Origin of the sequence: Idiomarina loihiensis, assembly GCF_024584785.1 — a bacterium.
GTDB lineage: Bacteria > Pseudomonadota > Gammaproteobacteria > Enterobacterales > Alteromonadaceae > Pseudidiomarina > Pseudidiomarina fusca.
The window spans coordinates 2,502,848-2,517,714 of the sequence record NZ_CP074112.1; the positions used below are offsets into that span (position 1 = coordinate 2,502,848).

The following is a 14,867-nucleotide window of genomic DNA, read 5'->3' on the forward strand; positions in this document are numbered from 1 at the left end:
TTACTTCGCTGGTTTGATTTGGATTAACTGACCATTACGATCATCGGTAAGCAAATAAATATAGCCATCCGGACCTTGTTCAATGTCTCGTATACGCTGCTCAATGGCATCTTCAAATAAGGTTTCTTCGTGCATGACACGATTGCCGTGCAGGTCAAGTCGAGCCACTTGTGAGCCTTTCAATGCAGCCACGAGCAGATCGTTCTTCCATGCTGGGAATTGGTCGCCGGTATAAAAAATCATATTAGACACGGCAATGGACGGCACCCAGTAATAGTGTGGCTGCTCAGTACCAGCTACATGGGTCTTATCGCTGATGATGCTACCATCGTAATCAACACCATAGGTGGCCTCTGGCCAGCCATAGTTTTTGCCCGGCTGGGGGATGTTGATTTCGTCACCACCTTTGGGGCCATGTTCCGCCGTCCACAATTCACCTGTTTCGGGATGAAAGGCGGCACCTTGAACATTGCGGTGACCATAAGACCAAATTTCAGGCAGAGCATGGGCTTGGTCAACGAAAGGGTTATCGCTAGGGACTGAGCCATCGGGCTTGATGCGAACCACTTTACCATGATGATTATCCAAGGTTTGTGCATCGGCCATAGCGGAATAGCGGTCGCCCAGAGTGATAAATAAATGTCCATCAGGAGCAAAGACTAAGCGCGAGCCAAAATGCGCACCGCTTTTGTATTTTGGCGCACCTCTAAAAATAACTTCAACTTGGGTTAAACCATTATCACCAAGCTTGCCGCGGGCTACCGCCGTGCTATTACCCTCGCCCCCATCGGGGTCGGCTTCAGAGTAACTTAGATACACCCAGTTGTTGCTGTTAAAGTTGGGATCGATCGCAACATCGAGCAGGCCACCTTGGCTACGAGCAACAACTTCAGGAACCCCAGCTAAAGGCTTACTGACGATCCCATCGAGGTTTACTCGTCGCAGTTGGCCGCCCTTTTCGGTAACTAGCAAGTCACCACTTGGTAAAAAAGCCATACCCCAAGGGTTTGCTAAGGAGTTAGTGAGACTGGTTATTTCTACTTGATGGCGTTCGGTAGCAACGGATTCTGCATGGCTAGCGGTACTGGTTACGACTAGTGCGCCAGCGATGGTTACGGCGAGCAATGTGCGAAACATAGGGTGCTCCTTGTTGAATAATAAATTTTTGGTCTCAATGTAAATATCGTTTAAAGCCAAATTTGGATTGCTTTGAGTTAGCTATACTTTGTAAAGAGTACGGTAAAGAACATTAACTACAAAATTAACTACAAAAGAATAGCGTCGTCATTTATCCAGTTACTAGTTGCTACATAGCTTAGATAACACATTTGTTGGCGACCAGCTAAACTAATACAGGTTTGTCAGAGTATCGGATATTGGATAAAAGCACCAAGGAGAAAATAATGAATCTATTAAAAAGCAAAACGGTTAAAGCCGCGGCTCTAATTGCTGCAACCTTACACTTAAGTGCCTGTGGAACCATTCTTTATCCGGAACGCAAAGGCCAAGTTAGCGGTCAAATTGACGCTGGCGTGGCGGCGTTAAATGGTATCGGGCTATTGTTTTTCTTAGTCCCGGGCGTAATAGCTTTTGCCGTGGATTTCTCGAACGGTACTATTTATTTGCCAAATTCAGCTGCTGCTAGCGGTGAGGATGATGTGCGTATTGTTCATGCGGGAAAAGATTTAACTGCCGATCAGTTACAACAGTTAATTTCAGCAGAAGTAGGGCAACCTGTTGATTTATCGCAAGCGCAAATTCGGTCTGAGAAAGCCGCTACGCAAGCTGCTATCCATATGCGTCTAAATGAACTAACGGTAGCTCCGTAACTTAGCTACCGTTAGCCAGCCAGGGCCGTTAGTTAAGTAGCGGCTCTGGTAATAAGCTCGCAATACACTCGGCTAAGCGCCGAAACGTCTGCCGCCGGTTTGTGGTAGGTCGATAAATGAGGCCTATATCACGAGAAGCTTGCTGTCCGACTGGGGTAAGCGCTACTAAGTCCGTACCATTCAAAATCCCTCTATCGATAGCCATTTGCGGTATGAAAGTGGCGCCTAAACCAGCGTCGGCCATTTGCACCAAACTGTGCAAGCTGGTCGCGGTAAACGGATTAATTTTGCTTGAATCGGCTAACTCACACGCTGCCACCGCATGACCGGTTAAACAATGCTCTTTTTCTAACAAGAATATGGAGTTGTCAGGTAAACGATTATATTGCACCGGCTCTTGTAAATTTTCAGCCAGCGATTTGTGCATGACTAATTTAAATGGGTCACGACCAAGCAAATAACTTTGATTACCCTGAACATCAAATGGCAAAGCTAGCACCAACACGTCTAATTCACCATTGCGCAGCAAGTTGAGTAAGCTGCTCGTGGTATCTTCACGAATGTTCAACTGTAAATTAGGGTATTCACGCTGCAGCTTCTTGGTTAAATCACCCAGCAAGAAGGGGGCAATGGTTGGAATACAGCCCAATCTTAGTGGGCCTTCCATGGTTTTGCCTTGGCTTTGCGCAAAATATAACAACTCTTCGGTTGAGGTGAGGATGTTTCGAGCTTGTTTAACGACCTCTTCCCCCATTCCGGTAAACAGAAATGATTTGTGGTCGCGCTCTATGAGTTGGCAGCCTAGTTGTTCTTCTAAATTCTGAATACCACTACTTAAAGTGGACTGGCTGACATTGCAGGCTTGTGCGGCGCGATTAAAGTTCTGATGTTCATGTAGCGCTAACAGGTAACTTAGATTTTTTAAGCTGGGCAACTTACTCATATCACTCTTACCTTTTCTGACTAGAAAGTATTGCGGAATAGTTCAATTAGTATTTTCGATTATGATAATCCGTTTTATTCGTTTTAACAAATTTAGTTAACCGCCTATTATAGTCTCCGAGCTGAGGCAAGCAGCCTCGTGAAAAGTTAATAACTTTATTTAACTCAGTCTGACAAGGAGACATGTATGTTAACAGTAGGCGATAAATTACCAGAATTTGAAGTGGTTGGTGTTAAACCTGGTTTCAACATGCCAGAAGAAAATGGCGTTAGCGCATTCGAAACCATTAATAACAGCAGCTTTGAAGGTAAATGGAAAATCATTTTCTTCTATCCAAAAGATTTCACGTTTGTGTGCCCAACTGAAATCGTTGAGTTCGCAAAATTAAACGAAGAGTTTGCTGACCGTGATGCAGTGGTTCTTGGTGGTAGCACTGACAACGAATTCGTGAAATTAGCATGGCGTCGTGAACACCCAGATCTTAAGAGCTTGAACCAGTGGTCATTTGCAGACAACGGCGTTAAGTCTTTAGTAGATGGTTTAGGCGTTCGTGACCAAGTAGAAAACGTAGCTTTACGTGCAACTTTCGTAGTTGACCCACACGGTGTCATTCAGCACGTATCAGTGAACAACTTGAACGTTGGTCGTAACCCAACAGAAGTACTACGTATTTTAGACGGTTTGCAAACCGACGAATTGTGTCCATGTAACCGTGCTGTTGGCGGTGACACCCTGTAAGACAACGTTACTTTCCCCACATTGAGTGACGTTCTAGGTGCCGCTTTAAGCGGCACCGTTTTTAAGCGGAGGAATTTTTATGAGCATTGCAGATTACAAACAAGGCTTGGGCGAGCACGGTAAAGATACCAAACTGAACTTGTCGAATATTTTCGGCAATGTGGATACTTCGGGTATGACCGCGACCCAGTTTTACGGAACTGCTTTATCTTTAGTTTATGCTATCGGTGATGAAGAGCTTATCGCTGCGGTTAAAACTGAAGCAGAAGGCAAAGTTGAAGATAACGTGGATGGCGCAGCGAAACTTGCGGCAACCCTGATGGCGATGAATAACATCTATTATCGCTTTTTACATTTATGCAGCGATAAGCAATTCGCCAAAATGCCGGCTGGCTTGCGCATGAATGGTATGGCTAACCCTGGCGTCGATAAAGCTGATTTTGAGTTGTACTCATTAGCTGTATCAGCCTTAAACGGTTGTGGTATGTGTATTGACTCGCACGTTGGCGTATTGTTAAAGCACAATATTTCAGCGCAAGCGATTCAGAACTCGATCAAAATGGCGGCGGTTCTGAACGCGGCAGCAACGGCTAAACGCATTGCCTAAGTTTGTTCGTCTGATGTCATATTCTCGTCACATGCACTCTTTATAGTGCCTGCAACTTCCCTGAGATCTGGTTGTTCTCTTTATACCCGGCCCCCAAGCCGGGTTTTTTTTGTCCGTAATTCAAGGATTATTGGTGGTTTATTGCGCTGGCCGCTAGACTGTATTTGGCATTATTGATTCAGATCAAAGAATAATAGAACTAATCATTCGGGTTATTTTTTATCTAGCTAAAGTATGGGCTGAAGCCGTGCAAAATGAGTCAATAGGCGTATAATCGCTGAGGAATTAGGCCACTAGCTGAGGGCGTCGTACGGTTATGGAACAAAAAGTTAAAGTGTTGGCTGCAAATCAAGTGAAAATTGAGCGGCCCGATCCAAATAAGCGCAGTAATGATTATTCTCCGCGTAATCGTATTTATGTGCGTGACGTGAAAGGCACCCTGGAATGGTTTCGCCGTGGCTTTGGTTTTATCTTATTAGCTATGTTTGCCCTAATTCCTTGGCTGCAATGGAACGGTGAGCAAGCCGTCTTACTTGATATCGCTGAACAGCGCTTTCGTATTTTTGGCTTAACCTTGTGGCCGCAAGATTTAACCATTTTGGCTTGGATAGCGATTGTTTCAGCTTTCGCACTCTTCTTTGTGACAACGCTTTATGGTCGGGTGTGGTGTGGCTTTATGTGCCCACAAACCACCTGGACTTTTATCTTTATGTGGTTTGAAAAGAAATTTGAGGGCTCACGCAATCAGCGGATGAGTTTAGATAAGCGGCCTTGGGATTTTGACAAGCTATGGCGCAAAACAGCAAAGCACGTATCTTGGGTGATAGTCGCCTTGCTGACGGCGATGATTTTTGTCGGATACTTTACCGATATTCGCTCGTTATTTACTAGTTTTTGGACTTTTGACGCGGGTTTTTGGGCCACCTTCAGCGTGATCTTTTTCGCTTTTTGTACCTACGGTAACGCAGGTTGGATGCGCGAAATCATGTGCACGCACATGTGTCCATATGCACGTTTTCAGTCAGCCATGTTTGATAAAGATACGGTTACTGTGTCTTACGATACCAATCGCGGCGAACCACGTGGTGGCCGGTCACGTAAAAAAGACCCTAAAGAGCTGGGGTTAGGCGACTGTATTGATTGCTATATGTGCGTTCAGGTTTGTCCAACCGGAATTGATATTCGTAATGGCTTACAGTACGAATGCATAAACTGCGGTGCCTGTGTCGATGCCTGTAACGATGTCATGGATAAAATGAATTATCCGCGCGGCTTGATTAGGTTTACTACCGAGCGCAATCTGCAAGGCGGTAGAACTCACAAACTACGTTTCAAAAGCGTCGGTTACTTTTTAGTGATGCTGGTGATGTCTGGCTTGTTGGTCTGGGATATTGCGACCCGAGTACCGCTAGAAGTTAACGTGATTCGCGATCGTAATCAGCTCTACACCTATAACATGGATGGTTGGGTACAAAACGTATTTACGCTGAAAGTTCTGAACAAATCCCAGTTAGCTGATGACTTTGTGATTACCGTAGAGGGTTACGATAATGCCAAACTCATGGGACAAACGGAGCTATCTATTGGTGGCGGTGATGTAGCTACGGTGCCGTTAACCTTAGCCATAGATCCTGCTGACTTACCTCCTCGCGGTAATGCGCCACAAGCTAGAGTTGAAATAAACTTTGTGGTGCAGAACAAACAAGGAGATGTGGTACAACGCCACGTTGCAACCTTCTTATATGATTGATGATGGTCAGCAAGACTTTAGCTTTACAGGGCTTAACCCAGATGTAATTGCAAACGGATTAGCGCAAGTTGGCGTTAATCCGCAATCTGGTTTATTGGCACTTAATAGTTATGAAAATCGAGTCTATCAATACCTTGCTGATGACAATCAGCGTTATGTAGCCAAGTTTTATCGTCCAGCCCGTTGGAGCGATGCACAAATTTTAGAAGAGCATGCATTTTGTGCTGAACTAGCCGCAGCTGAAGTGCCAGCAGTGGCGCCGCTGGTTCTCGCAGGGCAAACCTTGCATACCTATCAAGGTTATCGATTTGCAGTGTTTCCGAGTGTCGGTGGGCGAGCTGTAGAGCCAGGAGATCTTGGCCAGCTAGAGCGTATCGGTCGACAAATAGGACGCCTGCATGCGGTGGCGCAGCAAGGTCAGTTCCAGCATCGGCCTACTCTTAGTTTTCAAGAGTTTGTCACCGACTCTATGACCACACTGCAAGCCACAGAATTACTCCCACGTAATTTACAACCCGCATTTTGGGCTATTATCGAACCCCTCGTGGACTATTTGCGTACAGTTAAATGGGATTCTTTTACCACCCAACGATTGCATGGTGATTGCCATTTAGGCAATATGTTGCTGCGTGACGAGCAGTTAACCTTTGTTGATTTTGATGATGCGCGCTCCGGTGTGGCCGTGCAAGATTTGTGGATGATGTTAGCGGGCGACGACCGCTACGAGCGTACCTTGCAACTGCAAGCCTTAGTGGATGGTTACGAAGAGTTCTGTGAGTTTGACAAAAATCAAACGCAATTGATTGAACCCTTACGCAGTTTTCGCATCATACATTACATGGCGTGGTTAGCTCGACGCTGGAATGACGAAGCATTTCGACGAGCGTTTCCGTGGTTTGCTGAACAGCGATATTGGGAGCAGCAAATTCTGACCTTAAAAGAACAATTTGCTGCAGTGCAAGAAGAGCCGATTGATTTAGAACCAAACTTTAATCGATAATTTAATCTTTAGAACAAGTTAGGATGTTTACCCATGAAGAAGTTAATGTTTGCCGTATTGGCATTGTTCATGTTACCAGCTGCTGCACAGCAGTTTGAACAAGATGTACATTATGAAGTGATTGCTGAACAGGCAACAGATACCCCACAGGTTCATGAGTTCTTCTCTTTCTACTGTGTGCATTGTTATCGTTTTGAAGGTGTGGCAGAGGCTTTAGCCGAAGCTTACCCAGAGCAATTTAAAAAATCTCATGTATCTTTTATTAATTATCAAGGCATGGGCTTAGATATGTCGCGTGCCTACATTGTTGCGCGTCAGTTCAATAAAGAGAAAGAAATTAGCAAAGCGATTTTCTCGCGTAACTTTGCCCAGCGTAAAATGATTGGTTCAAAAGAAGATTTGCATGCCATATTTGAAGCCAATGGTATTTCTGCAAGCGATTTAGATAAAGCGATGAACAGTTTCTCTGTACGTGGTATGGCGAATAAAATGGACCGCGATGCGCAAAACCTTCAGGTAAACGCTACCCCAACGTTTATCGTGAATGGTAAGTATCGTTTAAAAACTGAAGGTTTCAGAGACAGCAACGACTTTGTTGGTGATTTTGTTAAAGCCGTTGGTTACTTATTAGAGCAGCGTTAAATCAATCACTTTGACGGCTTCGCCAGGCGCTGGCGAATGCCGTCAATAATTTTATCTTTGTGTTGCCAGCGCTGATTTAACCATTCTTGAAAATGCGTTTTATACGCCTCGTCTTGAAAATAATCCCCAATTAAATCATCAGTTACCGGTAATGTCTCAACGTGTACATAAACATCACGTAATTGCCCGGTAAGCAGCTCCCATACTGCCGGGCGCTTGTCGTTTGGATAAACGATGGTGATATCTAAAATCGCATCAAACTGCTGCCCCATAATTTGTAGTGTAAAGGCAGTACCACCAGCTTTGGGTGGTAATAAGTGCTGATAAGGGCTGTGCTTGCGTGCATGCTTATCGGCAGTGAAACGAGTGCCTTCACAAAAGTTAATCACGGTAGTAGGAATATGCCGAAATTTTTCACACTTACGCTGTGTGGTTTCAATGTCCTTGCCTTTTAATTTAGGATTTTTAGCAACTTGCTCGCGAGAGTAGCGTTTCATAAAAGGCATATCTAGCGTCCAGCAGCCTAATCCGACGACGGGTACCCAAAAGAGTTGCTGTTTTAGAAAAAACCGTGGCATGGGCATATTGCGACAGGCTAAATGCATCAACACCAGAATATCAACCCAGCTACGATGATTGGCGATAATCATGTACCACCTATCACGGTGTAGTAGGCTATCGCCTTCGATATGCCAACGCATAGGTTGGGTGAGCCGAAACAGTGCGGACATGGCATAACCCCAGACCCTAAATAATGCATTAGCTGCTACTGAGATACTGCGCTGAACTACGGGAATAGGTAGCAATAACTTGGGTAAGCCAATAATGATAATAGCTAGACCAATTAAGGCTGTTGTAATAAGTGCGAAGGTGAAGTTAAGAACGAGCCGAAAAGGCAGCAGCAAAACAGTCAGCATAAGGTATCCCAATTATTATTTTTAATGCGTCTATGATACGCAAAAGTAAAGCGCTTGCCAGAAGAACAAATATAGCCTAAATTATACTGTATATATGTACAGTATTCGAGGTGATTTATGGCAACATCTGCAGCTGTTGAAGAATTGCTTCGCAGAGGCTTGCTTTGGCAAGGCCAGGCAATGCCCGAGCAGCAACAACAACAAGTCGTTGCGAGTGGCTGGCGCGAGCTAAATCAGTATTTAGCAGGAGGCTGGCCGGTCGGGAGTGTGAACGAATTGCAGCTCAGTCAGAGGTTTTCCGGCGAGCTAGCCTTGCTCTTACCGTTGATCAAGCAACAGGAGAGCACGACGGTGTGGCTTAATCCGCCAGCATTACCTTATGCGGCAGGATTAGACTATCAGCAGTTAGATTTACGTAACCAGTTGGTGATTCAAGAAGCTGATGCAAAATTAGCGGTTTGGGCGTTAGAGCAAGCGATTAAGCATCCAGCGGTGGGGCTTGTTTTGGCTTGGTGTGATGAATTAACGGCGGTACAAGTAAGGCGGCTACAAGCCGCAGCTGAAGCGGCACAAAACCTAGTGTTTATTCTTACCACCAGCAGCACTACAGAAGCACGTTCTTATGTTACTAGGGTGCAGTTACATGGGGTTAAGGTTAAATCGGTGGCAGCGCCAACCCACCTTCACGCCAGTAACGAGCGTTCTACCTCAGTAAGTTATGTCCCCATATTGCAGTTTGCTTTACGCAAGCGCCGCTCCGGTTGGCCGCTAGCCGATTTAGAATGTGCTATCCCCGATTATCTACCTAGGTGGCGTCAACGCTCAGGCCGAAGACTAACAGCTTAGGTGATGTATGAATAAGTGGGTGTATGTGCACTTTCCGCACCTATTATTAGATTATCAATTAGCGCTGCAACCACCTGAGTTGACAGACGCACCACAGATTTTGGTGACTAGTCAGCAGGGGCAACGGCTTGTTCATCAAGCCACAGCGGCGGCTTTACAGCAAGGCGTTCGGTTACAGATGGCTGAAGTGCTAGCCAGCACTTTAGTCACCCATTTACAGATACGGGATTATCACCAACAACAAGAACAACGCGTGTTACAGCAATTAGCGCAATTAGTTTATCAAGACGTTGCTCAGTTGGTGTTAGTACCACCCCAAGGGTTGTTGTGTGAGGTAGCTAGTTTGGTACGCCTGCATGGGGGGTATCCAAACCTGATTAGCTATTTACAGCAGCGGCTACAACAATGGCCACTACGCTATCAGTTAAGTTGTGGCTATAGTCCGTTAAGTGCTCGTCTATTAGCGCAGGCGCAGCAAGGAGTGATAAATGAAAACCCTGCGGTTATTCAGCAGGCTTTAGCGGAGTTACCTATTACTGCCTGTGGCTTCACACCAAGTCAGCAGCAGCGCTTGCAAGAAGTAGGCATGCAAAGGCTTGGCCAGCTCATGCAGGTACCTAGAGCTGAGTTAGGTCGCCGGTTCGGCAAGGCGCTCGTGTTATATATGGCGGAGTTACAAGGTGAATTGCCATCACCACAACACTACTATCAGCCACCGCTATCGTTTCAGCAGTACCTAGATTTACTAACAGAAATTCCTAGTTGGCCGCAGTTGTTATTCCCATTAAAACGGCTGTTGCAACAAGCGGAAGCTTTTTTACAGGGGCATCAACAAAGTACTCGGATGCTGCTAATCAAGGCCCATCATCGTCATGGCCAACCAACTCAGGTCCGAGTGGCGTTTGCGCATCCGGTCTGGCAACAACAAGATCTACTTCAGCTAAGCCAGCTTCATTTAGAACGCCAGCAATTGGTTCAGCCGGTATTGGGGCTAACAGTCGTGATCCAGCAAACCGAGCCCAGAGTTGCTAGTAACCAAGCACTCTTAACCGAAACTAAGCAATCCGAAACAAACATAGATAGCCTGGTGAGTTTATTGCAGGCTCGTTTAGGTACCGACAAAGTGCATCGGATAACCTTGCATCAGCACTGGCTACCAGAGCAACGAGGGCAATTACAAGCTTGGCAACGAGCGCAAGCAGTGCAAGCCGCTGGTCAGCACAGTTCGTTGCGAGTTAAGCGACCGTTGTGGTTACTGCCTGAGCCACAGCCGATTCAAGTACAAGATTGGGATCTGCATTGGGGACCGGAGCATTTAGCTACGGGCTGGTGGCTATCCGAGCCGGTACAGCGTGATTACTTTATTGGGGTGGACAAAAACCAGCGCCAAGCATGGTTGTTCAAAGATCAGCAAGGGTGGTATTTACATGGTTGGTTCAGTTAAGCCTGTCGCGCTGCATTGTTTAAGTAATTACAGCTTCTTACGTGGAGCCTCGCATCCGCATGAATTAATTGAGCAGGCTTACCAATTGGGTTATCAAGCCATCGCCATCACGGACGAATGTTCATTAGCGGGAATTGTGCGCGCTTATGTGGCGGCTCGTGAGTACCCTATTCAGTTATTGGTAGGAAGTGAGTTTCGGCTTGATGACGTGGGTACTTTGATTGTTTTGGTACGAAATAAGCAGGGTTACGCGCAGTTGTGTGAGCTCATCACGCTAGCCCGTAGTCGTTGTAAAAAAGGTTCTTATTTATTGCAGTTAGATGACTTTAAACAGCGTCTGAGTGACTGCGAGATACTGTGGCGGCCGCTTACATCATTAGGGCTGACCCCTGCACTTCTAGCGCTAGCCCAGCGTTTACGTGGTTTGTTTGGCCAGCGGCTGTGGTTAGCCTACGGGCGCCATTACCAAGCGGATGATGCAGAACAATATAGTTTGTATCAGTCGTTGCAACAAAACACCGGGATCAAGGTCGCAGCCGCATGTCAGGTTACTTATCATCAGGCAAGCCGCCAACCCTTGGCCGATGTTTTAGTCGCGATACATGAACAGCAGCCGTTAGATTGTTGTTTAGCACAAATAAAATCGAATCAAGATTATGGACTACGAACCGCCGCAGAGTTGCAGCAATGCTATCCAGCCGAATGGTTAGCAACAGCAGCAGAGGTGGCAAAACAATGTCACTTTTGTTTAAGTGAATTGCAGTACCAATATCCGGCTGAACTGGTGCCCGCAGGAATGAACGCGACAGAGTACTTGCGTCAGTTAACCTATGCTGGGGCAGCACAGCGTTTTCCTCAAGGATTAAAAGCAGACGTTAAGGCAAAATTAGAGAAAGAATTGCAGCTTATTGCTCAGCTTAAGTATGAGTATTTCTTTTTAACCATTCACGACATTGTGCAATTTGCTCAGCAGCAAGACATTTTGTATCAAGGCCGTGGCTCTGCGGCAAACTCTGTTGTTTGTTATTGCCTGCAGATCACTGCGGTAAACCCGGATCAAATAGATGTACTCTTTGAGCGCTTTATTTCGGCAGAACGAGACGAGCCACCAGATATTGATGTTGATTTTGAACACCAGCGCCGTGAAGAAGTCATTCAATACATTTATCGTAAGTATGGTCGGCATCGGGCCGCGTTAGCTGCAACCGTGATTCGCTATCGTTTGCGCAGTGCCCTGCGTGACGTCGGTAAAGCGTTAGGCTATCCGGAGCAAGAATTACGCCACTATCTACAACAAATAGATAAGCGTGATACAGAATGTGATTGGCAGCAACAATTATCGGCCAAGGTACCTGGGCTCTTAGAAACCCAACGAGGCCGTTGGCTATTAACCTTGACGGAAGCCATTAAAGGTTTTCCAAGGCACTTATCGCAGCATGTCGGTGGTTTTGTTATTGCTGCGACTAACCTCAATCAATTGGTCCCCGTCGAAAATGCGAGCATGCCAGAGCGTACGGTTATTCAATGGGATAAAGACGATATCGAAGCGCTACGGCTCATAAAAGTAGATATCTTGGCATTAGGTATGCTCAGTGCTCTACAAAAAATGTTTAAGTTGGTACGCGAGCATTATCATCAAGATTACCATCTTGCGAATATTCCCCCTGCCGACCAGCAGGTATTCAAAATGTTGCAACAGGCCGATTCTGTAGGAGTGTTTCAAATAGAATCACGCGCACAAATGAATATGTTGCCGCGTTTAAAGCCCCATTGTTTTTATGATTTAGTGGTGCAGATTGCGATTGTACGGCCCGGGCCTATTCAGGGTGATATGGTCCATCCTTATTTACGCCGTCGAGCCGGGCAAGAGGCAGTAACTTATCCCAGCGCTGCAGTTAAGCAGGTTTTAGCTCGTACGCTAGGGGTGCCTATTTTTCAGGAGCAGGTGATTAAACTCGCCATGGTTGCCGCTGGCTTTAGTGGCGGTGAGGCCGATCAGCTACGTCGCGCTATGGCGAACTGGAAAAGTAACGGCGAATTGCAGCAGTTCGAACATAAGCTTATTCGTGGCATGCTGGCGCGCGGTTATAGTGACGAGTTTGCGCAACGTATTTTTGCCCAGATTTGTGGGTTTGGTGAATATGGCTTTCCAGAATCTCACTCAGCCAGTTTTGCTAACCTAGCTTATGCGTCGGCTTGGTTAAAGTATCATTATCCCCTAACCTTTTATTGTGCGCTTTTAAATAGTCTGCCTATGGGGTTCTATTCGGCCGATCAACTAATTCAAGATGCTCGTCGCCATCAGTTGGTAGTACTGCCTGCTAATATTCAACAGAGCCACTGGCATCACCAGCTCGTTCCTTTACAGCAAGGTTATGGCTTACAACTGGGATTACGATTAGTGAAAGGGTTAGCTGCTGACGAAATCAAGCAACTGATTGAGCAGCGTCCGCGCAGTGGTTTTCGTAACTTACAACAGTTGCGAGACCTAGGCTTATCTGCGACCACTTTACAACGTCTCGCTGCTGCAGATGTGCTGGGCAGCCTAGCCGGTAATCGTTACCAGAGCCAATGGCAGAGTTTGGCCCACCAAGCCGAGCAACTGCCCTTGTTTGCGCACCAGCAGACTGCCGAAGCAACACCTGATTATTTACCCAAACCAAGCGAATTTGCCGATATTGCGGGTGATTACCAAACAACAGGGGTGTCTTTACGGCGTCATCCACTAGCTCTACTTCGTGAGCAAGGTTGGCTGCGCCATAGTAAGTCGGCGCAATCGTTGCAGCTTTGTCGCCATAAGCAACTGGTTACGGTCACGGGGTTAGTGACTTGTCGACAGCGTCCAGGTAGTGCCGGTGGGGTTACTTTTATTACGTTGGAAGATGAAACCGGTATGGCGAACGTGGTTATCTGGGCGCGAGTTGCGAAAGCCTATCGCAAAGCATTTCTTACCAGTCAGCTATTAACAGTAAAAGGCATCTTAGAGCGAGAAGGAGAAGTCATACATATCATAGCGGGTGAACTTATTGATAGCTCTGAGCAATTAGCCCGTCTTGGAATGCAGGCTAATCGCTCACGAGACTTCCATTAACTTATTTGTTGCACATGAAGCAGATAATCTTCTTTTAATTGCACATAGTTATTTGCAGACTGCGGTAAAAAGTTTCGTTCTGCCTGAGATAGAGGACGGGCCTCTTTTACCGGGCTGCCTACATATAAGTAGCCACTCTTGAGCGTTTTACCTGGTGGAACCAAGCTGCCGGCCCCAATAATCACGTCATCTTCTACTACCGCACCATCCATGATCACCGCCGACATCCCAATTAAGACGCGATTACCTATGCTACAGCCATGCAACATCACATGATGTCCTACTGTAACGTCATCTCCGATTAATAACGGATGCCCATCCGGGTTGCCTTCACTAATTCTACTAACATGAAGCACCGAGTTATCCTGAACATTGGTACGCGCACCAATTCGGACGAAGTTCACATCACCACGAATAGCAACTAAGGGCCATACACTACTATGTTCACCTAGCTGTACGTCGCCCACAATAACGGCGCTTTGATCGACATAAACATGTTCACCTAATTGTGGCTCAATACCACGATAACTACGAATATCTCCGCTCATGAGTCTCTACTCCCTAATTTGTTATATTTTTGATCTTGCTAAAGTCGTACCTAAAAAGATAGCAGAAAGCGTCAATGCTGGCGAATCGAACAGTTTTTGCTGATTTAAAACGCGCTTCGCTTACAAAACCAGCAGTCAGTAAAAAAACACTTAAAAAGTTGAAAAAGGCGCTTGACCTTGCCAGTAAAATCTCTAAAATGCGCCCCACGCTTGAGGCAGACAACGAAGTCGCCAAAAGCACAAGTTTTGAGTCAGAAAAAAGTTTGCCGAAAGGCTTGACTCAAAACTCCAAGGCTGTAGAATACGCCGCCTTGCTTGCTGAAACGCAAGCCGCTTCGAAAGCGAAGCGAACGCTCTTTAACAATATACCAAGCCAAGCAAACTGTGTGGGCACTTACCGGATTCAGGCAGAGAAGCATCTTCGGATGCAACAAAGGTCATTAACTTGACCACCTGACTGATTGGAAAAGTGCTTAACAAATTAGATTTTATTAAGTCATTGATTCAATGGG

General features: G+C 46.1%; 14 protein-coding genes. 10 read left to right on the forward strand and 4 right to left on the reverse strand.

What is annotated here, in order from left to right:
- Positions 1–1,137: a PQQ-dependent sugar dehydrogenase gene (locus tag KGF88_RS12030; RefSeq protein ID WP_153827180.1), complete on the reverse strand. Its 1,137-nt coding sequence runs from the start codon at positions 1,135–1,137 to the stop codon at positions 1–3.
- 266 nt (positions 1,138–1,403) lie between these two features.
- On the opposite strand from KGF88_RS12030, the gene KGF88_RS12035 reads away from it, so the two are divergent.
- Positions 1,404–1,829 (forward strand): hypothetical protein, encoded by a 426-nt coding sequence (locus tag KGF88_RS12035; protein WP_194928204.1) that lies wholly within the window; start codon positions 1,404–1,406, stop codon positions 1,827–1,829.
- 28 nt (positions 1,830–1,857) lie between these two features.
- Here KGF88_RS12035 and KGF88_RS12040 read toward each other — a convergent pair whose 3' ends face one another.
- The gene (locus KGF88_RS12040; protein ID WP_153827181.1) at positions 1,858–2,772 is read right to left on the reverse strand and encodes a hydrogen peroxide-inducible genes activator; all 915 of its coding nucleotides are present in this window, start codon (positions 2,770–2,772) and stop codon (positions 1,858–1,860) included.
- A gap of 186 nt (positions 2,773–2,958) precedes the next feature.
- Here KGF88_RS12040 and KGF88_RS12045 point away from each other — a divergent pair, with 186 nt between their 5' ends.
- From KGF88_RS12045 to KGF88_RS12065, 5 genes are all read left to right on the forward strand, one after another.
- Positions 2,959–3,510 carry a peroxiredoxin gene (locus tag KGF88_RS12045; RefSeq protein ID WP_153827182.1) on the forward strand — a complete coding sequence of 184 codons (552 nt, stop codon included), beginning with the start codon at positions 2,959–2,961 and terminating at the stop codon, positions 3,508–3,510.
- A gap of 79 nt (positions 3,511–3,589) precedes the next feature.
- On the forward strand, positions 3,590–4,117 hold the full coding sequence (locus KGF88_RS12050) for a carboxymuconolactone decarboxylase family protein (RefSeq protein WP_153827183.1): 528 nt from the start codon (positions 3,590–3,592) through the stop codon (positions 4,115–4,117).
- A 316-nt stretch (positions 4,118–4,433) separates the two neighbouring features.
- A complete protein-coding gene (ccoG, locus tag KGF88_RS12055) occupies positions 4,434–5,867 on the forward strand; it encodes a cytochrome c oxidase accessory protein CcoG (RefSeq protein WP_110076803.1) in 1,434 nt (477 codons plus the stop codon).
- Positions 5,827–6,867 (forward strand): serine/threonine protein kinase, encoded by a 1,041-nt coding sequence (locus KGF88_RS12060; RefSeq protein ID WP_228759574.1) that lies wholly within the window; start codon positions 5,827–5,829, stop codon positions 6,865–6,867. The genes ccoG and KGF88_RS12060 overlap by 41 nt, the downstream gene beginning before the upstream one ends.
- Before the next feature lie 33 nt (positions 6,868–6,900).
- Positions 6,901–7,509, forward strand: coding sequence for a thiol:disulfide interchange protein DsbA/DsbL (locus KGF88_RS12065; protein WP_110076801.1), 609 nt, complete (start codon positions 6,901–6,903; stop codon positions 7,507–7,509).
- 5 nt (positions 7,510–7,514) lie between these two features.
- On the opposite strand, the gene KGF88_RS12070 is transcribed toward KGF88_RS12065, so the two are convergent.
- Entirely contained in the window at positions 7,515–8,426 is a 912-nt protein-coding gene (locus KGF88_RS12070; protein ID WP_153827184.1) for an acyltransferase, read from the reverse strand.
- Positions 8,427–8,543: 117 nt separating this feature from the next.
- Here KGF88_RS12070 and KGF88_RS12075 point away from each other — a divergent pair, with 117 nt between their 5' ends.
- From KGF88_RS12075 to KGF88_RS12085, 3 genes are read left to right on the forward strand one after another with little or no spacing between them, the layout of a single operon-like run.
- Positions 8,544–9,272, forward strand: a complete 729-nt coding sequence (locus tag KGF88_RS12075; protein WP_153827185.1) for a hypothetical protein — start codon at positions 8,544–8,546, stop codon at positions 9,270–9,272.
- A 7-nt stretch (positions 9,273–9,279) separates the two neighbouring features.
- Positions 9,280–10,716 (forward strand): Y-family DNA polymerase, encoded by a 1,437-nt coding sequence (locus tag KGF88_RS12080; protein WP_153827186.1) that lies wholly within the window; start codon positions 9,280–9,282, stop codon positions 10,714–10,716.
- Positions 10,700–13,807, forward strand: a complete 3,108-nt coding sequence (locus KGF88_RS12085; RefSeq protein ID WP_153827187.1) for an error-prone DNA polymerase — start codon at positions 10,700–10,702, stop codon at positions 13,805–13,807. Before KGF88_RS12080 ends, KGF88_RS12085 begins: the two co-directional genes overlap by 17 nt.
- Here the strand turns inward: KGF88_RS12085 and KGF88_RS12090 are convergent.
- The gene (locus KGF88_RS12090) at positions 13,804–14,355 is read right to left on the reverse strand and encodes a gamma carbonic anhydrase family protein (RefSeq protein ID WP_110076796.1); all 552 of its coding nucleotides are present in this window, start codon (positions 14,353–14,355) and stop codon (positions 13,804–13,806) included. The two genes, KGF88_RS12085 and KGF88_RS12090, sit on opposite strands and share 4 nt — an antisense overlap.
- Before the next feature lie 74 nt (positions 14,356–14,429).
- Here KGF88_RS12090 and KGF88_RS12095 point away from each other — a divergent pair, with 74 nt between their 5' ends.
- Positions 14,430–14,804 carry a hypothetical protein gene (locus tag KGF88_RS12095; protein WP_153827188.1) on the forward strand — a complete coding sequence of 125 codons (375 nt, stop codon included), beginning with the start codon at positions 14,430–14,432 and terminating at the stop codon, positions 14,802–14,804.
- The last annotated feature ends 63 nt before the right edge of the window (positions 14,805–14,867 follow it).

Coding starts and splice junctions, on each gene's coding strand:
- KGF88_RS12095 (WP_153827188.1), top strand. CDS start 14,430: ATGCTGGCGAATCGAACAGTTTTTGCTGATTTAAAACGCGCTTCGCTT.
- KGF88_RS12035 (WP_194928204.1), top strand. CDS start 1,404: ATGAATCTATTAAAAAGCAAAACGGTTAAAGCCGCGGCTCTAATTGCT.
- ccoG (WP_110076803.1), top strand. CDS start 4,434: ATGGAACAAAAAGTTAAAGTGTTGGCTGCAAATCAAGTGAAAATTGAG.
- KGF88_RS12080 (WP_153827186.1), top strand. CDS start 9,280: ATGAATAAGTGGGTGTATGTGCACTTTCCGCACCTATTATTAGATTAT.
- KGF88_RS12090 (WP_110076796.1), bottom strand. CDS start 14,355: ATGAGCGGAGATATTCGTAGTTATCGTGGTATTGAGCCACAATTAGGT.
- KGF88_RS12050 (WP_153827183.1), top strand. CDS start 3,590: ATGAGCATTGCAGATTACAAACAAGGCTTGGGCGAGCACGGTAAAGAT.
- KGF88_RS12040 (WP_153827181.1), bottom strand. CDS start 2,772: ATGAGTAAGTTGCCCAGCTTAAAAAATCTAAGTTACCTGTTAGCGCTA.
- KGF88_RS12085 (WP_153827187.1), top strand. CDS start 10,700: ATGGTTGGTTCAGTTAAGCCTGTCGCGCTGCATTGTTTAAGTAATTAC.
- KGF88_RS12030 (WP_153827180.1), bottom strand. CDS start 1,137: ATGTTTCGCACATTGCTCGCCGTAACCATCGCTGGCGCACTAGTCGTA.
- KGF88_RS12070 (WP_153827184.1), bottom strand. CDS start 8,426: ATGCTGACTGTTTTGCTGCTGCCTTTTCGGCTCGTTCTTAACTTCACC.
- KGF88_RS12045 (WP_153827182.1), top strand. CDS start 2,959: ATGTTAACAGTAGGCGATAAATTACCAGAATTTGAAGTGGTTGGTGTT.
- KGF88_RS12065 (WP_110076801.1), top strand. CDS start 6,901: ATGAAGAAGTTAATGTTTGCCGTATTGGCATTGTTCATGTTACCAGCT.
- KGF88_RS12060 (WP_228759574.1), top strand. CDS start 5,827: ATGTGGTACAACGCCACGTTGCAACCTTCTTATATGATTGATGATGGT.
- KGF88_RS12075 (WP_153827185.1), top strand. CDS start 8,544: ATGGCAACATCTGCAGCTGTTGAAGAATTGCTTCGCAGAGGCTTGCTT.